Here is a 21,598-nt window from a genome sequence, read left to right as displayed (position 1 = left end):
ACCTCAGTTATGTTAAGGAGCTATTACATGCCACAAGATAAAACCTCTGAACATTTACGCGCCGAACTTAAGTCCCTGGCGGATACTTTGGAAGAAGTATTGCAATCTTCGACCGATAAGCCGAAAGCTGAGCTCGATAAGCTGCGGGCTAAGGCAGAAAGCGCGTTGAAAGACACCCGCGAGCGTCTGAGTGAAACTAGCGATAGAATCGCTGCCCAAACCAAAGAAATTGCTGATAAGGCCGACACTTATGTCCATGACAACCCGTGGCATGGTGTGGGTATCGGTGCCGCAGTTGGCGTGGTGCTAGGCGTTCTGTTGTCTCGCCGCTGATTATGGCTGAACTTCCTCAAACTCAGGGCCCCGGCAAAGGGGTCCTCGATACTGTTCAGCGCATCGCCACCATTGTCGTTGGCATGGTTGAAACCCGTGTCCGTCTGGCCGCGATTGAACTGGAAGAAGAAAAAGCAACCCTGATTCAGTTGCTGATGATGGCAGGGATTACTCTGCTACTCACTGCTTTCGGTTTAATGAGCCTGTTAGTATTAATGATATGGGCGATTGATCCTGCCTATCGTTTAATGGCGTTGGGTTCGACAACGGCAGTGCTATTAATACTGGCGATAATTGGTTTCATCTGGACACTCGCCAAAGCGCGCCGCTCCACGTTGCTGGGTTCTACCCGTAAGCAACTGGAAATAGACCGCGAATTATTGGAGAAAGAGCGTTGAGCCGCCGTCAATTAGCACAGGAGAAAGCCGCATTGTTACAGGAGATCCAGCAGCAACGTCTGGATCTCGCTAACAGTGCCGCGCATTGGCTTGAAGTCACCGCACCTTATGATCGTGGCTGGGCGAAAATCGTCGGTATGCGAAAATATTTGATGGTTGGCTCGGGCATAGTGGCGCTATATGGCATCCGTCACCCCAGTAAGTTAGTCCGCTGGTCACGTAGAGCTGTCAGTATATGGGGCACTATCCGATTGTTTAGAAGCACTTTTTTACTACGTTAATGCCCAGTAACTCTTTTGGTATAAAATATTGGGTGTATGGTATTTGAGCAACTGTTGATGTTTGGTAATATTATGAAAGTGATGATTATCGGTACCGAGGGGCAGGTTAAACAAGTGCAGGTGAAACTAGCGGTTCCTAATGAACAATATTGGCTACTGACCGTTAACAAATTGGTATTTTCAGCGAACAGAAAATGAACTGTACGATGTCCTTCATCTCCTATCTTAATGTTATTATTGACACCGCTACTCATATGGCTATTGGTAAAAAAGCTCAGAACATGTCATGTCGTATACCTTATGAGCACTTGGTGATGACGGATATAAACACATGAAATCCATAATCCGTTTTACACGTCAAAGAAAGCAGACCTTTAGCGTTGAGGATCAATTAGACAACCCAACCTATACAAGCAATATCGCAAATACATTAAGATGTATTGTCAATAATTTCATTGAGGTTATGATCAATAACTCTCTGGGTACCTACCACTTTAGTAGAGTACAATATATCGCCGAGGCTAATGTTGCCTCAGGAGTAGTAGCTGAGACCCATGATAAAAGATTTATTGCTTACCAAACCCAATGTTGACTCATCAATATCTGACGCCGACTAAACGCTCAGCAAGCTCAGGGCGTAGCTGCCAAAAACTCCAAGGTGTTTTGTCGTTAAGTCCAGCGACTGGCAGCCTGCACTCAATGCATTTTATTTTGCAGATGAATGGGCGATATAAAGTATCTACTGAACTTACATTACGCGGCATAATATGGAAATCATTGTGCTGATAATATTTTTGATTTTTTATTACGGAGTTACATGTTTCATGGTCTTGGCTAAGAATGCTTTTTTAGCAACAAATAAAGAGATTTGTAATGAATCCACATACTGGTAAACCTTACTCATTGGCTTCTCTATTTGGATCCTCATGGTCTAATCGACACTTGATATATCAAATGATAAAGCGCGAAATTATTGGTCGATATCGCGGTTCCTTTATGGGTATTCTTTGGTCGTTTATTAACCCTATATTTATGCTGGCAGTTTACACGCTTGTTTTTTCAGTTGTTTTTAAAGCCAGATGGGCGGGTGCTGCGGAAAATGAATCCAGAACACAGTTCGCAGTTATTTTGTTCGTTGGGTTAATTGTCCATGGTCTTTTTGCAGAAGTGCTTAATAGGTCACCAAGCCTCATAATTAGTAATGTCAACTATGTAAAGAAGGTGATTTTCCCGCTTGAAACATTGCCACTAGTAACCATGGGGGGAGTATTATTCCATAGTTTTATTAGCATAGTGGTATTGATAAGTGCATTTTTCATCTTTAATGGCTATGTCCATTTGACCTTACTTTTCTTACCATTAGTACTAGCCCCGCTGATTTTTTTGACCCTAGGCTTGAGTTGGTTCCTAGCATCTCTGGGAGTCTATGTCCGAGATGTTGGCCAGACAATCACTATTTTAATGACTGTAATGATGTTCTTATCACCAGTGTTTTATCCAATAACATCATTACCTGAAACCCTCAGACCACTGATAATGATGAACCCTCTGACTTTTATCATTGAACAGGCCCGAGCTGTGTTGATTTGGGGAAAAATGCCAAATTTCATCGGACTGGGCGTCTATTCTGCCATCTCATTATTGGTAATGTGGCTAGGATATGCTTGGTTCCAAAAGACAAGAAGAGGTTTCGCAGATGTCCTCTAATGATTATGCGATTCAAATAAAAAATGTTGATAAATGTTACCAAGTTTATGATAGCCCTGCACGACGGCTGAAGCAGTTTATCGTACCAAGAATTGAACAACAGTTAGGGAAAACACCTAGTATTTACCATGAGGATTTTTGGGCTCTGAAAGATGTTTCCTTCGAATTACCGAAGGGGCAAACAATGGGAATAGTGGGAAGGAACGGTTCGGGTAAATCAACGTTGCTACAAATTATTGCTGGGACCCTAACACCAAGCGCCGGAAGTGTGCAGGTTAATGGACGTGTTGCAGCTTTACTAGAGTTAGGTGCAGGATTTAATTCCGACTTTACTGGCCGTGAGAATGTCTATCTTAATGCATCTTTGCTCGGCCTCTCATATGAAGAAACAGAAAATAAGCTGGATGATATACTATCTTTTGCTGATATCGGTCATTTTATCGACTCCCCAGTAAGAACTTATTCCAGTGGTATGTTAGTACGCTTGGCGTTTGCTGTTCAGGCTCAAATAGATCCAGAGATTCTTATTGTTGATGAAGCCTTAGCTGTGGGTGATGCTAAATTTCAAGCTAAATGTTTTGCTCGTCTCAAAAAACTTAAGCAAGAGGGTACCTCAATTTTGTTTGTATCTCATGCAACAGAGCAAATTGTTACCCACTGTGATCATGCTCTTCTATTAGATGGAGGAATTGTTCAGGCTCAAGGCCAACCGAGAGATATTGTAAACCGCTATCTAGATATACTTTTTGGCAAGAAAAAAGTGACCGATAGTGAGCGTGATGATATTAACAAGCAGTTAGAAATAGCCGTTGCAGGGGAAAAACAACTTGAAGCGCGCGAAGCTTGTACTGAAGATAATAGTGGCAACCAACGGCCTTTACTCGCACATCTGAATAGTTCATATGATAAAAGACCTAACTATAATCCGTCAGAGTATCGTTGGGGAGACCGCAGAGCAGAACTTGTTGATTTCTGTTTGGAACAAGATGGAGAGTCTTATCCAAGCAGTATTTCTCCAAGAAAAGAAATCTCATTCTCATTTAAAGTTATCTTTCACAGTATAGTCGTTCGACCTATTTTTGGTTTTGCTGTAAAAACCAAAGAGGGTATAACAATCTATAATACTAATTCAGAATGGCAGTCTATTGAGACATGTGATGCAGGTATGCCAGGTAAAAGTGCCATAATTACGGTTACTCTCCCTATCATGCTATTCGAGGGAGATTACTTTATATCTGTAGGCATTGCTAGCAGCTCGACTGAGGGCGATATCATCCCTCATGACCGCCGTTATGACTCAATACATTTGACTGTTGGCCCTGTAAAGACATTCACTGGTTTGGCTGATTTAAATGCGAGAATTAAATTTGAAATCGAGTAATATTCATCCGATTCTGGAAAGCAATGGATTTGTTTTTGAAAAAGATGTCGGCGTATGGCGACCAGCAAGTTTACCAACATTTGCATACAGTGATGGTGATGATGCAGAGAATTATGTATTGAGTGTCGTAACTGATGCTGAAGATCTTAGCATTGATTCACTGGAGTTAAGCGCCAAGATGAAGGACTGGCCATCAACCTATCATCTAACGTCTAGGCGTTCCAATTTGCTTAAGCCTTTCCAGGAATGGCTTAAAGGTAAGCGCATCTTAGAAATTGGTTGTGGCTGCGGGGCCATAACACGATTTCTCGGTGAGAGTGGGGCGCTGGTAGTATCCGTTGAGGGTAGTTTCAGACGCGCGCAAATTGCACGTCAACGCTGCCGCGACCTAAGCAATGTGGACGTTATTTGTGCTCCCAGTAATCAACTTCCTGACTTAGGTGTTTTTGACGGAGTCATGTTGATTGGGGTACTAGAATATGCACGTATGTTCTTGGGCAACAATGGACAAAGTATTCTGCTAGATTTTTGTCGCCAGCGTTTGAATAAGGACGGAAAGTTATTCGTTGCTATTGAAAATAAGCTGGGTATCAAATACTTCGCGGGTGCAAATGAAGACCATGTTGGGCAGCCTATGTTTGGGATTAATAACTCCTATACAGAGAACAGTGTTGCCACATTTGGTCGTCAAGAACTACTGGCATTACTCAAAGAAAGTGGATTTATAGATACTCAAGAATATATACCTCTTCCTGACTATAAACTCCCTGTTTCTATTATAACCCCGATAGGTTGGCAGCAATACACTCAAGAGCTTGCTCAGTTAGCTATCGAAAGTAGCAGTAAAGATATCCAAGGGGTTCAGGATAATTTGTTTTCTGTTGAGCAGGGAATAAGAAATGCATGGAGCAATGGTCTAGCCGTTGACTTAGCTAACTCATTTTTAGTCGTTGCTAGTCAACAACCCCAAGTGGAATTAACGCCCGGGATAGCTGCTTATCACTATTCTGACGGGCGTGTGCCTGAATTCCGTAAACTCACAACTTTTGAGGTGAAATCTGGGGAATTAGTGGTAAAGGGTTCGACCTTAACACAGGTAGAGAGTGAAGATGGTTTATTACATAGTATAAAAAGTGTCGATACGTTTTACTCTGGTAGTAGCCTTTGGATAGAACTGGTTGATATTGTCAATCGTCCTGAATGGACAGTGCAGCAGGTGGTCCCGTGGGCACAAGGATGGATGGATTCTTTATTATCAGTATCAAAAATAACCACTGATTATAACAAAGACTTTGTGCTTGAAAGTCATTATCAGGATGCTATGCCCTTTAATGCTATCAGAATGAAAGATCATTCTGTGGTGTTTTTTGACTTGGAGTGGCATGCCTTAGGAGATATTTCTCTCGGTTATGTATTATTCCGTGGCATATTCCATTCATTGTTACGTTTAACATCTGTTGCTCATAGCCAGCATTTACCTTCTTTAAATATTGCCACCCTCTCCTTTGAGATTTTGAAGGGGCTCGATTTTGATATAGAACAAGAAGATCTAAATAGATACTTGACGCAAGAGTCCAAATTTATAGCAATGATTGAAGGTAAAAATAGCAGTGAAATTTATGAAGTTTTATCAGCCCTTCAACTTCCAATGCGTATTATTTCAGTCGGCACTTTGAAGCATCAATTAGCTCATATTCAAAGTGAAGTACCCTACAGTGACGTTATGCTTATTAAAAAACTACGTGACCAACTTTCTATAAAAGATGCCCAACTATCCACCCAACAACAGAATATTGAGGGGTTGGCAAGACAAATAACACAGCAAGCAGAGCTGTTAATTCAATATGAACAGCAGGTTCACCAGATCCTACACTCGTCTAGTTGGAAATTATCAGCACCATTACGAGTGCTGGGAAGAAGAGTGCCAACTTCATTACGAAAACACGTTCGAGTAGTTTTCCATTGGTTATTTTATATTGGACAAAATTGTAAAGTCCGTACCGGACGAATTTTGCGTGCTAGTAAGCTTATGGTGAAACAGGGGCTTGGTACTATTTCTGGATATCCGTCCATAGCGCCAGTTAAACGTAATGTCAGAAAACTTGCTCGCTCCCTGTATTATCGTTTACCTGAACGCTATAAAAGTCGCGTTCTCAAGATTGCAGTGAAGCTCAGGCCGAGTTGGTTTTTGCATCACCCACTATTTGCTTCCGCTGTAGCGACACAGTCCAACGCTGTGAATGCTTGCCACGCAGCATTTATTTCACATAGCCAAGATGGAACATATCATTTTGCCAAACAGCCGGATGAATATGTTTATATTCCAACACAGTGTCCCCACGATTTAGAAGAACAACTTGATAAAATGAAGCACAGACCTCGCTTCTCAATCATTGTCCCTATTTATAATACTCCGTTGGACCTACTGGAAAAAATGGTCGCCTCAGTGCGTTCACAATGGTATACCAATTGGCAACTCATTTTAGCTAATGATGCAAGCCCATTAGAGGAAGTAAAAAAAGCTCTGGATGCATTCAATGATCCCAAAATCAAAGTTGTTCATCTAGAGAAAAACCAAGGTATTGCTGGTGCAACTAACGTAGCGATCGATAATGCCGATGGTGACTTTATTGTTTTCCTCGATCATGATGACGAACTAACCGATGATTGCCTATACGAATTAGCCCTTTGTATTAACCGTGAAGATCCTGACTTTATCTACAGTGATGAAGATAAATTCACCCCGGAAGGCGACTATTCTCAGCCACACTTTAAACCGGATTGGTCACCAGACACCATGATGGGCACCATGTTTACCTGCCACGTAGCCTGCGTGAGGAGCAGCGTAGCAAAAGCTGTCGGTGGATTACGCTCCGAGTTTAATGGCTGTCAAGACTGGGACTTTATTTTACGTTTGTCAGAAATTACCCAACGTATTAGCCATATCCCTAAGATTTTGTATCACTGGCGTATTATTCCTGAATCTGTCGCCTCAGATATGACGGCTAAACCTTATGTGCTGGCCGCATCACGTGCTGTGCGTGAAAGTGCTCTTGAACGCCGTGGCTTAAAAGGAACAGTTGAAGATTTACCTAATTATCCTGGCTACTTCCGCGTGAATTATGCTCTGCGTGACAATACTTGCATTTCTATCATTATCCCTACTAGGGACAATCAAGAAGTGTTGAAGCGGTGTATTGAGTCAATTCTGGATAAAACTGCCTACCGTAACTTCGAAATTATCATTGTTGATAATGGCTCTAAAGATGCCAATACATTGGCTTATTTAGAGATGATAAGTGCTGAGAAACAGATTTCTATCATCCATCATGATGCACCGTTCAACTTCTCTGAGTTAAATAACTTAGGAAGCAGACAGGCCAAAGGTGATCTGCTGCTTTTCCTCAATGATGATACCGAAGTTTTACATACTGATTGGATCGAGCGCATGGGGGGTTATGCTCAACTGAACCATATAGGTGCGGTGGGCGCAAAATTGCTATATGGCGATGGCACAACCATGCAACATGCTGGCGTTATAAACCTACAAAATGGTCCTATGCATGCTTATATGCGTTCGCATAAAGATATCCCAGGCTATTTCCTGCGTAATCAGATTGAATACAACTGGTTGATAGTTACAGGTGCCTGCCTGATGATTGAGCGTAGCAAGTTCGAACAGGTGGGAGGATTTAACGAGCAGTTCCCTGTGGCTTATAATGACGTAGATCTGTGTATGCGCCTGTGTGAGAGTGGGCTTTATAACATAGTGTGTCAAAGTGTCACTCTTATCCACCATGAGTCGCTCAGTCGCGGGCTGGACCATATGGATCAAGAAAAGATTGCTCGCTTACAACTTGAGCTACAGCAGTTGAACGCACAACACCCACACTATTTCCAATATGACCCATTTTATAACGTGAATTTTGCACCTAATAGTTTTAGCTTTGAGATTCGTAAGTGATGAAAAAGCATACTAAAGATGTCTACGACCAGGGAATTAAGGGACTGAATATGGATATGTTACTTGATGCTATTGATAAGGCATCCGTTGTTTCTTTTGACTTTTTTGATACACTTTTTGTTCGCCCCTTAGCAAATCCGGAGGATGCATTCGACCTCCTTGGCGCAAAATTAAATATTACTGATTTTAGGGCGCAACGTCGTAAAGCGCAGTCTGATGCTTTCCGACAAATGACAAAAGATGGACGTAAGGAAATCACGCTACAAAATATCTATGACAAATTTCCACTGCCTAAATATCAGCGCGATGTAGCACAGCAGACAGAATATGACCTTGAACTTGATTTAGTTCAACCGAATAAAGAATTGCTCCCATTATTCCAACAGTTAGTGGCGAGTAAAAAAATGGTCGTTATCACTTCCGATATGTATTTCTCTGCTAACTTCTTTGTTGACGCTCTGAAACGCTACGGACTGGAACAAGTTCCGCTATTTATTTCTGCGGATTGTAATGCGACCAAGCGCGACAATGGTGAGCTATTTGATATTGTTGCCAGCACCTGCAATGTTGTTCCTCAGGAGATACTACACATTGGTGATAACTACCTGGCAGATGTCCTACGCCCACAGGAAAAAGGCTTAGCCACATTCCATTACGTTCGTGAACTTAAAACTAAAAATGATAAAAAACAAAGTATTGTAACCTCCATGATTGAAGGTTTACTAAATACGGATGATGCGGAAAAAATCAGTTCAAATACCTTCCAAGAATTGGGATATAGGTTCGGTGGCCCAGCCAACTTAGGGTTCCTGCAATGGATCACGCAACAAGCGACACAAGATGCAGTTGATGTCGTGCTATTTGTTTCTCGTGATGGCTATGCTTTGGAGCGCTTGGCGAAAGAGCATTTCATAGACCAGCTCCCTCAGTTTCATTATTTTTTAGGTTCACGTATTGCCTTCAACATGGCATTGATTACTGAAGAGAATTTCGAGAAAAATATTGCATTTCTGCTTTCTGGCAGCGTTGGCCTTTCTCCAAGTGAACTGTTTGAACGGATAGGCGTTTGTCCACCGGCAAACAGAGTTCTCCAGAATTTGGGAATTAACCCACATAGCAGTATTAGTATTGAAGACCACCCGGTACTTAGTGAGCTGATGTTTGCCTATCGCCATGAAATAATAAAAGTTTGTAGCAGAAATCGCCGTGGTTTGTTTATGTATCTGTGCCAATCAGGAGTGAAAGCAGGTAACAAAGTCGCTCTCGTTGATGTGGGCTGGAGCGGGACGACACAAGAAGCATTTGAATTCGCGGTTCACCCTATGCTAGATATTGAAGTCGTCGGCTACTATTTTTGCTTGGCAGATACTCCTGAGCGTCAGCGCCGTAGTCATACTTTCAATATGAAATCTATGATCAGTAAAGATTCAACCTCCTCATCGATAGTTGACAATATTTATGAGAATCGCGTCGTGATTGAAATGTTTTTCTCTGCACCACATAACACAATTATTGGTTATTGCCCTTCCGGTTTGTCCGTTGACGTTATTAGTGATCCAGGGCGAATCAAGGCAACAGGGCATGAGCAATTCAGCCAGGAAATAAATGAAGGTATTGATATATTTGTCGAGAGTTTCACGCAACAACAAGAAAAACTCAACATTTCTTTCTCACCTCTGCAGACTGTGGCACCTATAATTGAATTAGTTTCAAACACTCAGTGGCGTACGAACCCTTTGATTGGTCAGATAAAGAATTTTGACTCTTGGGGAAGTTCACGTAACCAAATTGTATGTTTCAACGACTACTTTAAAAACTAATGATTGGTTCAATGCCTACGCAGCATCTTAATAACGTAGCGATCTTACTTGGTTCTAGAAATGGGGCCAAGTTTTTACCTGAGCAATTGATGTCTTTTCAGCGCCAAACCTACCCCAACTGGTCTCTTTGGGTGTCTGATGACGGTTCTACTGATAATACCAAGGCATTGGTTACTGATTTTATCGAGCGTTCAGGAGCCGATGGGCATCTCCTTGATGGCCCGCAGCATGGATTCTGTCAAAACTTTATGTCCTTGGTTACTAACCCGGCAATTAAGGCTACTTACTATGCTTTCTCTGATCAAGATGATGTCTGGTTAGAAGATAAGCTGGAACGAGCTGTGGATTGGTTAAATACCGTTGATTCCACAATCCCTGCATTATATTGCAGTCGGACGTGTCTGATTGACAGTAAGGGAAAGCCCATCGGATACTCACCAGATTATGCAAAGCCACCGGGTTTCGGTAATGCGTTGCTGCAAAATATTGCCAGCGGTAATACTATGGTCTTTAATCATTGCGCGCGAGAGCTTTTACAGAAAGTCAAAGGTGCTCCTATCATTGTGCATGATTGGTCTTTGTACCAAATTGTGACGGGATGCGGAGGTGTGGTTAATTTTGATCGCCAACCTTCAGTACGTTACCGCCAACATCAGCATAATATCATCGGTAATAGTATGTCCCCGCTTAGACGTTTGAGTAATTTTCTTGCTGCCTATGGTGGCCGCGCAGCGAAATGGAACGATGCCAACGTTGAGGTTTTAACTTGTATTTCTAATGAGTTAACACCACGGGCTAAACAGATGTTAGCTTCATTTTGCGCGATTCGTGGTAGTAATGTCTTGAATAGATTGCGTCTTATGCGGGAGTCAGATGTCTACCACCAACAGCGTATTGGAACTCTGACTACACTAATGCATATTCTGCTTAATAAAATGTAAATTTGGTGTTATTTGTGAAAATCATAGCTTCTCTTGTGCTTTTTAAGCATGAATATCAGGATATTGAGCAGACTTTGTTCTCATTATTTGCAGAGGAAAGTATTTCAAAAGTTGTCATTGTTGATAATGGCGCTTTTTGTGAGTGGCTCACTAGCTTTCGTCACGAAAAATTGGATATTATCCGCTTACCTGTAAACAAAGGATTTGGTGCCGGGCATAATGCTGTTTTTGAACTTTACGCCAACATGGCTCCTTTCATATTGATTTGTAATCCCGATATTACCTTTGCCAAAGGTGAAGTTGATAAGCTTTATAATTTCAGTTATGAAAACGAAGTTGGGCTCGCAATACCTAAAATAGTGTATCCTGATGGTAGGTTGCAGCATGGTACCAAACTGTTGCCTTCCCCCTATCAATTACTGATGCGACGCTTCATGTCTCGTTTTTCATACACTATCAACGATAGTTACGAGTTACGTCGGGCTGACTATAATAAGCCTTTTTTTGCGCCTTCACTTTCTGGTTGTTTCATGTTGATCAGTAGCAAAGTGCTTCAAGATGTAAAGGGGTTTGATACCCGCTTCTTTATGTATCTAGAGGATGTTGATTTGTCCCGCAGGGTTTGCCAATCTGCTTTCTCTGTCTCTTATTTTCCGGGTTCTTTAGTCATTCATGAGTCTCAACGTCGCTCTTACAACGATGTTCGCTTCTTGCTATATCACATAACCTCTACCATTCGTTACTTCAATAAGTGGGGGTGGTTTTATGATCGACAACGTGTGCAATTGAACAAACGTTGTCTGGCTAACTTGCCGTTGAGCGAACGGCAATAACATTACAAGCTCTCGAACAGTTTGGTGCAGTTGAGTTTAATAATGACTTCCATTTTTTTCTTTAGCTGAAATTACCAAAATAAAATCTAACAGAGCAGTGACTAAGCTTTACTTCTATGATGACAATGTTGTTGAGATGACTAACCAGGTTAAGCTATCCTCATATGGTGGGCCAAAAATTACAAAACTCAACCAAAAGATATCTAGAGAAAGCGCTCAATATTGATTTGTCTGGGCGGATTTTGCATAGCTGCATACAAGTATTCGCGATAGCTAGATTAAGACTCCTCCACTCATTCATAATATGAGAATAGTTAGAGATCTAGGGTTACCTGATTGGATTAAATTGTCTACAACAAAGAATGACTGGTTCGTGAACCCGTCGAAATAGAAGCTAAACTACTTAGTAATACCCAGTATAAGCAATACTTATCTCAACTGAATTTGGTGACATAGAATGCAAGTTACAGATACTAAAATCGATGGGGTGAAAATTATTCAGCCAAAGATATTTGGAGATGCACGGGGCTTTTTCTTAGAGACATTTGAAAAGAAACGTTATCAAGAAGTATTAAATATCGATCTGGATTTTGTTCAGGATAACCATTCACGCTCTTCGTATGGCGTGTTGAGAGGCCTGCATTTTCAAAAAATAAACCCCCAAGGAAAACTAGTACGAGTCGTTCGTGGTGAAGTTTTTGATGTTGCGGTTGATATTCGCCCTAACTCTCCCACTTATGGTGCTTGGGAGGGAGTCATTCTTTCTGAAGAAAATAAAACCCAATTCTGGATCCCACCAGGCTTGGCTCATGGTTTTGTTGTGCTCTCTGATATTGCAGACTTCGAATATAAATGTACGGACTATTACAATCCAGCACATGAAGATTGCTTACTATGGAATGATCCAGTGGTGGGAATAGATTGGCCACTAGAGAATCCTCTACTGTCCGAAAAAGATAAACTCGGCCAGTTATTTAAGGAATTAGGTCAATGAAGGTTTTGTTAACTGGCGCAAATGGACAACTGGGAAATTGCTTTCAGGATCGGCTTCCTACCGGATGGGAACTGTGGGCAACTGACTCGGACGTTCTAGATATTACAGATCTCGCCAAAGTGAAGAGCGTGGTAGGTAATTACCTACCAGATGTCATTATCAATGCGGCCGCATATACTGCAGTTGATAAAGCAGAAGTTGATTATGAAGCCGCGGCACTGATTAATGAGCTAGGGCCAAAAAATCTGGCTCTAGCGGCTAACGAAGTAAATGCCCGCTTAGTACACGTATCAACAGACTACGTCTTTGATGGTAACGCAAATGTACCATATATTGAAACTGCGGTGACGAACCCGTTAAGTGTATATGGCAAAACCAAACTTGATGGTGAAATTGCTGTTATCCATATTCAACCTAATGCACTGATTATTCGCACTGCTTGGGTTTTTAGTGAATATGGTAATAATTTCGTTAAAACAATGTTAAGACTGGCACAGGATCGCGACACGTTGGGCATAGTATCAGACCAGTTTGGATGTCCTACCTATGCAGGAGATATTGCTGAAGCAATTATTTTACTTTTGCAGAGAAAAGCAACGGGTGGAATCTACCATTTCTGTGGTGATGAAACAGTGGCGTGGAACGAATTTGCTGAAGCTATTTTTTCGTCTGCTCTCAAGCAAGGCGTGCTGAAAAAATTGCCATTAATCAATGGGATTACAACGGTACAGTATCCAACTCCGGCCCAACGACCTAAGTATTCAGTACTTAATTGCGAGAAAATAAAAAACCAAGGGGTCGTTTTGTCCTCATGGAGAAAGCGTATTGACGAAATTATTACTGCTAGCCTTAAATAGTTTATTATAGGGCTGTATTAACGTCATGGAGCTGACAAATTTTGTGCCTATGATTATTTTTTAAGCGGGTAACAAATACAATTAGGGGATAAGCTATCCCCGTGCGAATTCTGAGATTAGCAACTCTCTCAGTTCGATGGCAACCAAAGTATTTGCGCTCAGTATAAAAAATTGAATCCCAATATTGTATAGATTCATTATTTGATGTTTCGGTGATCTTATTCATCCAATTATTCAGGTGGTCATTATTACGAATGCTGGCGAACGATTCCCCTATTTTGCCGAATTACTCGATAAAAAATGGTAGGACTGTAGCTGAGTGGCTATCAATGGAAGATCAATAATCTGATCCGAAATATCAGCAGTGCGGTACAAGCATTTCTATCCGTTTTTAGTTTTAATGTGATTTTTCGACTGTTCCGAAAGATCCTACCCACAATCGGGTTTACCTGAACACCCAAGGTAAAACCATAATGTCTTTAGGATGATGTAATCATTTGAATCCTTTTCTTTTCAGAAATTTTATTACAAAAGAGCATGTTGCCTAACTGTATTTTGACGCAACAGAGCCATTTAAAGCAGGTGAATCCTCGTGCAAAAGAAGATTGTAATAGTTGGCGGTGGTTTTTTTGGCATGTATATTGCTGAATACTTTGCCAAATCCGGACATGATGTCAAGTTATATGAGAAAGAGAAAGATTTTATGTCGCGTGCTTCATTCAATAATCAAGCACGTGTTCATAATGGATATCATTATCCAAGAAGCATCCTAACAGCCCTGAGATCTCGTATTTCTTTTCCGCGATTTGTTGATGAATTTCAAAACTGTATTGACTCAGATTTTGAAAAATACTACTTGATTTGTAACCAACTAGGAAAAGTAACAGCAAATCAATTCCTCAAGTTCTGTGAACGCATAGGAGCACCTTGTGAACCTGCGCCTTCACATATACAAAAACTGGTTAATCCAGCACTAGTTGATGCTTGTTACTCCGTTCGAGAATATGCCTTTGATGCAATAAAATTACGCGATGATATGCTCGCAAGATTACTTGCTTCACCAGCAGAACTTCGTCTTGGTACTTCTGTCGATAAGGTTTGCCAACACAATGATGGACTCATTGTATCCCTTTCAGATATCACTAGTGGCGAAACAGAAGAGATTTATGCTGATCACGTATTTAACTGCACATATTCTCGGATAAACTACATGCTGGAAAAATCAGGTATTGATTTGATTCCACTTAAGCATGAAATGATTGAAATGTGTCTGGTCGACGTACCTGAAGAATTAAAAAAAGTAGGTTTAACCGTCATGTGTGGCCCATTCTTCTCTGTTATGCCCTTCCCTTCTAAAGGCTTGCATTCTTTCAGCCATGTACGCTATACACCGCATTATGAATGGTTTGACGAAAAAAATATGGCTTATAAAGATCCCCATAGAAAATTTGATGATGATAGAAAAAATAGTGCATGGATGTATATGCAAAAAGACGCTATGCGCTATCTACCTATTCTAAGCGAATGCAAGTATGAGAGTTCATTGTGGGAGATTAAAACTTTACTGCCGCGCAGTGAATCTGACGATTCTCGCCCAATACTTTTTCGACCGCATCATGGATTGCGTGGATTCCACTGCATCATGGGCGGGAAGATTGATAACGTGTATGATGCTCTAGATACCATAGACTCACTACAGCTTTTAAGCTGATTAATTAGGAGCATAGACGTGAAAAGTGATTCATTCGTTTCAGTAGTTTTGGCTGTAAACCAGAATATTACTGAAATTGAAACAATATTGAGTCAAATCCAAAATGAACTTGATATACATTACTCAGACTACGAAATTGTTATCATGTCTCATGGGCCATATAGAGTATCCAAGATTGGAAATAGTGTAGACCGAATTCTGCAAGAGATTCCAAGTATACGTCTTATTCAACTTTCCGGAACGGTTCATGATGATGTTATATGGGCCGCTGGCTTAGAAAATGCAATTGGTGACTTCGTAGTACTATTTGATCACCAAACCGATCCAGTTTCAGCAATCACTGGGATCGTAGACGTTTGTAAATCGGGTACTGACGTTGTAGTCGGAGTTGCACCGCAACCAATCACCCCCACCTACAAGCTTTTCCGTTTGCTCTCAGACCAAGTACTCAAAGCAATAGATTATCATCTGCCACAAAATAGCACTAAACTGCGCTGTTTAAGCCGCAGAGCCGTCAATTCAACTACTCGTACAGGGCGTTTTCACCATCAGTTTTACTTAAGAATTCAGAAAACAGGTTATCCTTGCGGCACATATTCTTATCAGTTATTGCCAAAAGCATCCTTAAAAAAATCATTCTGGTCTGGCTTCCGTTATCTGATTCGCCTGATGGTATTCAACTCTTCTCGCCCTTTACGCTGGATGTCAGGTATAGGAATGATTGGAAGCCTCTTTGCTTTCATTTTTGCTGTTTATAGTGTGGTAGTTAACCTTATCAGTGGCCATGTCGTCGCCGGCTGGACAACAACTATACTATTTATGTCGTTACTCTTTATGCTGCAATTCGTCATGTTGGCTTTTTTCGGTGAATATCTAGGTCGTTTACTTGATGACAGAAGTGAACAAGCTGATTATTCGATAGTCTTCGAGAAGAATAGTGCTGTGATGATAAACCAGGACCGAGTCAACGTACTCAGTGAGGCCACTAGTTCTGAGAACAACGTTGTACAAACAGGGCGAGATAGATAATTCTCCCTAGATATATCAAATGGATACTTTATGAATAAAGCTCTTATTGGTTACTCAGGTTTTGTAGGAAGTACATTACTACGGCAAGCTACATTTACGCATCTATATCGTTCAACAAATATAGCTGAAATAGATGGTCATGAGTTTAACGTCGTTGTGTGTGCTGGTGCTCCAGCGCAAAAATGGCTTGCGAATAAAGAACCCGATATTGATCGTGAGAAAATAGATAGTCTGATTGAACATCTTAAAACTATAAAATGTAAAAAATTCATATTAATCAGCACAGTCGATGTATTTAAAACTCCGATTGGAGTTAATGAATCAACCATTGTCGAACTGGAGGATTTACATGCATATGGATCCAACCGTCGTCGGCTCGAACAATTTGTAGAGAGCTACTTCGACGATTATTTAATCGTCCGTCTACCTGGTTTAGTTGGACCAGGGTTACGAAAAAATATTATTTTCGATTTTCTACATCAGAATAATTTAGATGCTATTGAAAGCAGAAATATCTTTCAGTTTTATCCTATGACGAATTTGTGGTTTGACATAACAATTGCTCTTGAGGCTAACCTAAAATTAATCCACCTTACGGGATCCCCTATCAGTGTTGCATCTGTTGCAAAACAGGGATTTTCTATTGAGTTCCAACAAAACCTTAGGGGTGAGCCGATTAAATATGATATGCAAACTCTTCATGCGAAACTTTTTAACACAAAGGGCAATTATCAATACAGTTCACGTGAAACCATCCATGCGATCCGTGCCTATGCGCAATATGAAGCCATTACATCTAAAATACATCCTGGAGCAGAATAATGAGGTTAGCAATATCCAATATTGCCTGGGATATAGTTGAAGATGATTCCGTGGCTAGTTTGCTGGAAAAATATGAGATAAACGCCATAGATATTGCTCCTGGCAAATACTTCTCAGATCCGAAAAGGGCGAGTAAAGATGATATTCTTAAGGTGAAAACCTGGTGGGAAACTCGCGGATTTACGATCACAGGTATGCAGGCACTTCTCTTTGGAACTACTGGCTTAAATATGTTTGGCCCCACTCAAGTTCAGCATGCAATGCTGACTCATTTAGAGTCTATATGCCGAATTGGCTCTATTCTTGGGGCCAATAGACTTGTTTTTGGATCACCGCGAAATAGAGATTGCTTTGGGCTAACTGAACAGGAAACCCATAATAAAGCTATCGACTTTTTCCGAAAACTTGGAAATATTGCTCAGTTACAGAATGTTATTATATGTCTTGAGCCAAATCCGACATGTTATGGTGCTAATTTTATGACTAGCACGCTCGAAACAGCTAAGATGGTTGAGCTAGTAGATCATAAAGCAATCAAAATGCAACTTGATATTGGTGCCATAACAATTAACAAAGAAAATATTGCAGAAATATTACCTTCAATTGCTCATTTAATTGGTCATGTTCACATTAGTGAGCCAGATCTATTACCTATCGGTGATTTGAATACTTCACATGCTTATATTTCTAATTCTTTGAAAAAATATCTTCCTAATCATGTTGCTTCTATTGAAATGCTTGCAACCAAGCAAGAAACACATATAGTTTCAATTGAGCGTGCCATTAAAGTAGCGATAAACAACTATTTAGTGGATTGAGGAGTTAAAGAATGAAATGGTTGATCCTCGTGCTGGGTATTGCTTCCAATGCCTCAGCTAGCGTGTTAATAAAAATGGCAATGATGCCCCCACGTAAATTTCCAAGTTTAGCCGATCCTCTGGCTTCATTGACAAACTGGCCTTTTTGGCTTGGATTAGCACTATATGGTGGTGCATTTCTTTTTTATGCTGCAGCGTTATCTTACTTACCACTCAATGTCGCACACCCCATCCTGACCACAGGGGCTGTTGCCGCAGTTGCTTTGCTTTCAGTCTTAGTATTCAATGAGCCATTTCATTGGACAACAGGTGCAGGTATTTTTTTGGTCATCGCAGGTGTAGCTTTAATAACAGCTAAAGTTGCATAAAAATCACTTATTATGAAATTAAATATTATGGATATGATTTCTCAGAATTCTGATTGGCAAGTCCCAACATTCGAAGTTTCTTTTTTACAAGAACGTATGCATGATTATTGCGTTGTTGTTCCTGTCATCAATGAGGGTAAAAGAATAATAAATTTACTTACTCGAATGTCTACACTATCTATACATAACATTGCAGATATAATAATTGTTGATGGTGGCAGTAGTGATGGCTCATTAGAAACACAAAGACTAAAAGACCTGAAAGTCTGTGGCTTAGTGAAAAAAACGGGGCCAGGGAAACTCAGTGCGCAATTGCGTTGTGCCTATGCTTTGGCTTTAAATAAGGGGTATCAGGGTATTGTTACTATTGATGGTAACGATAAAGACGATCCAGAAGCAATACCTCATTTTATTGATGCATTGAAGAATGGTGTAGATTTTGTTCAAGCTTCACGTTTTCTTAATGGTGGTGTTGCAGAGAATACCCCAGCTTCACGAGACTTCGCTATTCGTTATATTCATGCTCCGCTGCTCAGTTTTACTTCAGGATTTAAATGGACAGATACCACCCAAGGTTTCCGTGCATATAGTAGCAAGATGCTATTAGATCCTAATATTGCTCTTTTCCGAGAGGTTTTTAGTACTTATGAACTATTAGCCTACCTTTCTTATCGTGCACCTAAGTTGGGCTATAATTGTCTCGAATTACCTACCATTCGCCGTTATCCCAAAGGAGAAGTTCCTACAAAAATTAGTAGTATTAGAGGGAACTTATCTGTCTTAACTGTGTTATTCAAAGCATGTGCAGGTTGCTATAATCCGAAGGAGAATTTTTGATGTCCTCTTCCAAAAATTCACTAATGGCTAATCACCGAGTTAATGGCCTTCAAAACTTTCTTGAAAAATATAAGGATGAAGTACTATTTTTTTTTGCAATATTTGTAGTCCTTATCTTTAGCACCAAACTGAGTAACTCAGGTTCAAATGGAAATGTTGAGCAGTGGATTAATATGTTCCATGGTCATCATGACTTCCTATTTAGCTATGGTCCATTATATTGGTTAACTGGACAAACAGTCGCTTCACTCAATAAAATTACGTATTGGACTGCTGTATTTTTCATTAGCATTACTAATGCTTTCTTTTGGACATTGATTTTCAATTTAATACGAAAATCAAAAAATTACGTACTATTCATAGTTGTATTTGTACTGTTCTTCAATAATATTATTGTGAATTTCACATTTTTCATGTGGCCATTTATTTTAATAATTTTTATTGAGTTTTCCTCTATAAAATATAACAAAAGAAATACACTATTATATTTATTTTTAGGAGCGATTGTTGCCTTCACATTTTACGTCCGTTTTTTTTATGGCTTACTGGGGTTATTAACTATTGGTTCCTATCTATTTAGTCAATTTATAACTAGAAAGAAACTTTCCGATGGGTTCTATTTCTCCGTTTCAGTTGTTATTTTTTATATCTTATTTGGTTTTATTATATTTCATGATAACATAAATATCATTAATTATTTAAAGATCAACTCTCAATTAAGTTTTGGCAACTCAGTCGATATGACATTAGGTGTAGAAAATACAGTTGGCTGTTATATCTCTGTGATGCTGATTTTTCTCTTATTAAATGCATACATTATTCTTAATAAGAGAAATAATTTATTACTTACGATAAATATTATTTTTATAATATTATTCAAATTAGGCTTTAGTCGTACTGATCATTATATTAGCTATTTTGTATATCCTATTGCAGCAATGTCTCTTGTGATGATATTTGAACGGCGATTAGTTAATAATATTTTATTTTTATCTGTAATAGCATGTTTGTTTTATTTAGTAAGCAATCCTATTTATCCTAATGCTCGTACGATAGATTATTTATCCGTAAATATCGATGCAAATAAATCTTTTAATGAGAGAATAGCAAATACTTACCCAGAGTTTAAGTTAAAAAAAGAAATATTAGATGAAGTAGGTAATTCAAGTATCGATATATACCCATACAATAATGAGTATGCTTTTTCCAATAGTCTTAATTATGTACCTCGGCCTGTTTTTCAAAACTATATGACGTTAACACCGAAATTAGATCGTATGAATGAAGCTTTCTTTAGTTCAGACCAGCGTCCCGAATTTATTCTATGGACTGCAGGAGTTACATGTAATGCGCCTGATTGTAATGCCTTTGATGGTTTTGATCTCAAATACTCATTGAATGAAGACCCTTTAACTTCAATGTCAATAATATCCAACTATCATCAGGTTATGTTATCTTCAGGTAAGAATAATTCCCCAGTGATGCTTTTCAAAAAAAATAGCACCAAAAATATCCTTAAAGAAAATATAATTTCTGAAAGTACATTAAGACTCAATAAATGGTATCAAGTCCCTGTAATTAACTCAGGGGTAGTAAAAATAAAACCTGATTTTAAATTCACTATTCTTGGACGAATTAAAAACATGTTCTACCGCGGTGATGTACTTAAAATAAGATATAGACTCACCGATGGGCAAGAAATACTCCATCGAGTCAATATACTTAATGCACCAAGTGGAATATTGTTATCGCCACTATTAGATAAATTCGAAGAATCAGGATTTTCTGGCAAGACAGTAGAATCATTTATGTTAGAAATAGATTCAAACTATTACCTTAAGGATGATTTAAACGCTACGTTTATACAGTTTGATATACCTAACATAAAGATATCCAAGCCCTACGCTGATAAAGAAATTCTCACTCTACCATCAAGTATCGATAATATAGATTGTTCTGCCGCTATAGATAGCATTAATAACATAGCACCTATGAATAATCAACATATTGAAGTATCTCGCCACCTATCGGTAAATGGTTGGTTAGCATTATCGGCAGAAGCTGGAACTTTATTTGACAAAAACATGATAACCTTAACAAAGGTTGACGGTCAGAAAAGGTTTTATACTACACAATTGAATCCACGAGGTGATGTTGCTGAATACTTTAAAAAAGAAAATCTATCTGCTGCAGGTTATAAGTCTCTTATAGATCTTTCTGATATTAAAGGTGAATATATTTTGGGATTCGCAGGAGTCACCAACGGAAAATTTTATAGTTGTAAAAATATGAACATACCAATCAATATTAAATAGTTAAATTTGGTTATCAATAGATAACAAAGCTGCTTGGGATACCCCAACAGTTTTGTTAGTTCTATTTTATCAAATTGCTTTATGAAGAAAGTAGTACTACTTCCCCGTAGAAGCGTAACACCGTTCGGTTAAGCAAAATGATCGGTTGAGCGATCCGGCTGATGTAAGACAATAAGCCTCATCATTTTC

20 protein-coding genes are annotated in these 21,598 nt (G+C 39.6%); all 20 read left to right on the top strand.

The window, feature by feature from the left end; genetic code table 11:
* The first annotated feature begins 27 nt into the window (after nucleotides 1-27).
* The 20 genes from N0H69_RS05710 (at nucleotide 28) to N0H69_RS05620 (ending at nucleotide 21,409) form a co-directional block, all read left to right on the top strand.
* A complete protein-coding gene (locus N0H69_RS05710; protein WP_050150610.1) occupies nucleotides 28-333 on the top strand; it encodes an ElaB/YgaM/YqjD family protein in 306 nt (101 codons plus the stop codon).
* 2 nt (nucleotides 334-335) lie between these two features.
* Nucleotides 336-731 (top strand): phage holin family protein, encoded by a 396-nt coding sequence (locus tag N0H69_RS05705; RefSeq protein ID WP_050123265.1) that lies wholly within the window; start codon nucleotides 336-338, stop codon nucleotides 729-731.
* Nucleotides 728-1,012, top strand: coding sequence for a YqjK-like family protein (locus tag N0H69_RS05700; RefSeq protein WP_050150607.1), 285 nt, complete (start codon nucleotides 728-730; stop codon nucleotides 1,010-1,012). Before N0H69_RS05705 ends, N0H69_RS05700 begins: the two co-directional genes overlap by 4 nt.
* 57 nt (nucleotides 1,013-1,069) lie before the next feature.
* Complete coding sequence (locus N0H69_RS05695) at nucleotides 1,070-1,210, top strand: hypothetical protein (RefSeq protein WP_155412588.1); 141 nt, start codon at nucleotides 1,070-1,072, stop codon at nucleotides 1,208-1,210.
* A 133-nt stretch (nucleotides 1,211-1,343) separates the two neighbouring features.
* The gene (locus N0H69_RS22245; RefSeq protein WP_050150604.1) at nucleotides 1,344-1,604 is read left to right on the top strand and encodes a sugar nucleotide-binding protein; all 261 of its coding nucleotides are present in this window, start codon (nucleotides 1,344-1,346) and stop codon (nucleotides 1,602-1,604) included.
* Between the two features lie 281 nt (nucleotides 1,605-1,885).
* Nucleotides 1,886-2,719: an ABC transporter permease gene (locus tag N0H69_RS05690; RefSeq protein WP_050150600.1), complete on the top strand. Its 834-nt coding sequence runs from the start codon at nucleotides 1,886-1,888 to the stop codon at nucleotides 2,717-2,719.
* Nucleotides 2,709-4,100, top strand: a complete 1,392-nt coding sequence (locus N0H69_RS05685; RefSeq protein ID WP_050150597.1) for an ABC transporter ATP-binding protein — start codon at nucleotides 2,709-2,711, stop codon at nucleotides 4,098-4,100. Before N0H69_RS05690 ends, N0H69_RS05685 begins: the two co-directional genes overlap by 11 nt.
* Entirely contained in the window at nucleotides 4,072-8,064 is a 3,993-nt protein-coding gene (locus N0H69_RS05680; protein WP_050150594.1) for a glycosyltransferase, read from the top strand. The genes N0H69_RS05685 and N0H69_RS05680 overlap by 29 nt, the downstream gene beginning before the upstream one ends.
* Before the next feature lie 50 nt (nucleotides 8,065-8,114).
* Nucleotides 8,115-9,884, top strand: a complete 1,770-nt coding sequence (locus N0H69_RS05675; RefSeq protein WP_050150592.1) for an HAD family hydrolase — start codon at nucleotides 8,115-8,117, stop codon at nucleotides 9,882-9,884.
* Between the two features lie 11 nt (nucleotides 9,885-9,895).
* On the top strand, nucleotides 9,896-10,825 hold the full coding sequence (locus tag N0H69_RS05670; protein WP_050150589.1) for a glycosyltransferase family 2 protein: 930 nt from the start codon (nucleotides 9,896-9,898) through the stop codon (nucleotides 10,823-10,825).
* Nucleotides 10,826-10,839: 14 nt separating this feature from the next.
* Nucleotides 10,840-11,658, top strand: a complete 819-nt coding sequence (locus N0H69_RS05665; protein WP_050150932.1) for a glycosyltransferase — start codon at nucleotides 10,840-10,842, stop codon at nucleotides 11,656-11,658.
* A 457-nt stretch (nucleotides 11,659-12,115) separates the two neighbouring features.
* Complete coding sequence (gene rfbC / locus N0H69_RS05660; protein WP_050150586.1) at nucleotides 12,116-12,652, top strand: dTDP-4-dehydrorhamnose 3,5-epimerase; 537 nt, start codon at nucleotides 12,116-12,118, stop codon at nucleotides 12,650-12,652.
* The gene (gene rfbD, locus N0H69_RS05655) at nucleotides 12,649-13,509 is read left to right on the top strand and encodes a dTDP-4-dehydrorhamnose reductase (RefSeq protein ID WP_050150583.1); all 861 of its coding nucleotides are present in this window, start codon (nucleotides 12,649-12,651) and stop codon (nucleotides 13,507-13,509) included. Before rfbC ends, rfbD begins: the two co-directional genes overlap by 4 nt.
* A gap of 592 nt (nucleotides 13,510-14,101) precedes the next feature.
* Nucleotides 14,102-15,220 carry an FAD-dependent oxidoreductase gene (locus N0H69_RS05650; protein ID WP_235895941.1) on the top strand — a complete coding sequence of 373 codons (1,119 nt, stop codon included), beginning with the start codon at nucleotides 14,102-14,104 and terminating at the stop codon, nucleotides 15,218-15,220.
* An 18-nt stretch (nucleotides 15,221-15,238) separates the two neighbouring features.
* Nucleotides 15,239-16,249: a glycosyl transferase family 2 gene (locus N0H69_RS05645; protein WP_050150580.1), complete on the top strand. Its 1,011-nt coding sequence runs from the start codon at nucleotides 15,239-15,241 to the stop codon at nucleotides 16,247-16,249.
* A 30-nt stretch (nucleotides 16,250-16,279) separates the two neighbouring features.
* Nucleotides 16,280-17,071, top strand: a complete 792-nt coding sequence (locus N0H69_RS05640) for an NAD-dependent epimerase/dehydratase family protein (RefSeq protein WP_050150577.1) — start codon at nucleotides 16,280-16,282, stop codon at nucleotides 17,069-17,071.
* The gene (locus N0H69_RS05635) at nucleotides 17,071-17,889 is read left to right on the top strand and encodes a sugar phosphate isomerase/epimerase family protein (protein WP_050150574.1); all 819 of its coding nucleotides are present in this window, start codon (nucleotides 17,071-17,073) and stop codon (nucleotides 17,887-17,889) included. The genes N0H69_RS05640 and N0H69_RS05635 overlap by 1 nt, the downstream gene beginning before the upstream one ends.
* 11 nt (nucleotides 17,890-17,900) lie before the next feature.
* Complete coding sequence (locus N0H69_RS05630; protein ID WP_050150572.1) at nucleotides 17,901-18,257, top strand: DMT family transporter; 357 nt, start codon at nucleotides 17,901-17,903, stop codon at nucleotides 18,255-18,257.
* Nucleotides 18,258-18,269: 12 nt separating this feature from the next.
* Nucleotides 18,270-19,094 carry a glycosyltransferase family 2 protein gene (locus N0H69_RS05625; protein WP_050150569.1) on the top strand — a complete coding sequence of 275 codons (825 nt, stop codon included), beginning with the start codon at nucleotides 18,270-18,272 and terminating at the stop codon, nucleotides 19,092-19,094.
* On the top strand, nucleotides 19,094-21,409 hold the full coding sequence (locus N0H69_RS05620; protein WP_145535270.1) for a hypothetical protein: 2,316 nt from the start codon (nucleotides 19,094-19,096) through the stop codon (nucleotides 21,407-21,409). The genes N0H69_RS05625 and N0H69_RS05620 overlap by 1 nt, the downstream gene beginning before the upstream one ends.
* The last annotated feature ends 189 nt before the right edge of the window (nucleotides 21,410-21,598 follow it).

The sequence above is a fragment of the Yersinia alsatica genome (assembly GCF_025133195.1).
GTDB classification, from domain to species: domain Bacteria; phylum Pseudomonadota; class Gammaproteobacteria; order Enterobacterales; family Enterobacteriaceae; genus Yersinia; species Yersinia alsatica.
The sequence above is the reverse complement of the archived record's forward strand: the minus strand, read 5'-3'. Positions and strand labels throughout refer to the sequence as shown.

What these genes read in the sequence shown, in the direction of transcription:
- N0H69_RS05710 (WP_050150610.1), top strand. Translation starts at nt 28, where the DNA reads ATGCCACAAGATAAAACCTCTGAACATTTACGCGCCGAACTTAAGTCC.
- N0H69_RS05705 (WP_050123265.1), top strand. Translation starts at nt 336, where the DNA reads ATGGCTGAACTTCCTCAAACTCAGGGCCCCGGCAAAGGGGTCCTCGAT.
- N0H69_RS05695 (WP_155412588.1), top strand. Translation starts at nt 1,070, where the DNA reads ATGTTTGGTAATATTATGAAAGTGATGATTATCGGTACCGAGGGGCAG.
- N0H69_RS22245 (WP_050150604.1), top strand. Translation starts at nt 1,344, where the DNA reads ATGAAATCCATAATCCGTTTTACACGTCAAAGAAAGCAGACCTTTAGC.
- N0H69_RS05690 (WP_050150600.1), top strand. Translation starts at nt 1,886, where the DNA reads ATGAATCCACATACTGGTAAACCTTACTCATTGGCTTCTCTATTTGGA.
- N0H69_RS05685 (WP_050150597.1), top strand. Translation starts at nt 2,709, where the DNA reads ATGTCCTCTAATGATTATGCGATTCAAATAAAAAATGTTGATAAATGT.
- N0H69_RS05680 (WP_050150594.1), top strand. Translation starts at nt 4,072, where the DNA reads ATGCGAGAATTAAATTTGAAATCGAGTAATATTCATCCGATTCTGGAA.
- N0H69_RS05675 (WP_050150592.1), top strand. Translation starts at nt 8,115, where the DNA reads ATGGATATGTTACTTGATGCTATTGATAAGGCATCCGTTGTTTCTTTT.
- N0H69_RS05670 (WP_050150589.1), top strand. Translation starts at nt 9,896, where the DNA reads ATGCCTACGCAGCATCTTAATAACGTAGCGATCTTACTTGGTTCTAGA.
- rfbC (WP_050150586.1), top strand. Translation starts at nt 12,116, where the DNA reads ATGCAAGTTACAGATACTAAAATCGATGGGGTGAAAATTATTCAGCCA.
- rfbD (WP_050150583.1), top strand. Translation starts at nt 12,649, where the DNA reads ATGAAGGTTTTGTTAACTGGCGCAAATGGACAACTGGGAAATTGCTTT.
- N0H69_RS05640 (WP_050150577.1), top strand. Translation starts at nt 16,280, where the DNA reads ATGAATAAAGCTCTTATTGGTTACTCAGGTTTTGTAGGAAGTACATTA.
- N0H69_RS05635 (WP_050150574.1), top strand. Translation starts at nt 17,071, where the DNA reads ATGAGGTTAGCAATATCCAATATTGCCTGGGATATAGTTGAAGATGAT.
- N0H69_RS05630 (WP_050150572.1), top strand. Translation starts at nt 17,901, where the DNA reads ATGAAATGGTTGATCCTCGTGCTGGGTATTGCTTCCAATGCCTCAGCT.
- N0H69_RS05625 (WP_050150569.1), top strand. Translation starts at nt 18,270, where the DNA reads ATGAAATTAAATATTATGGATATGATTTCTCAGAATTCTGATTGGCAA.
- N0H69_RS05620 (WP_145535270.1), top strand. Translation starts at nt 19,094, where the DNA reads ATGTCCTCTTCCAAAAATTCACTAATGGCTAATCACCGAGTTAATGGC.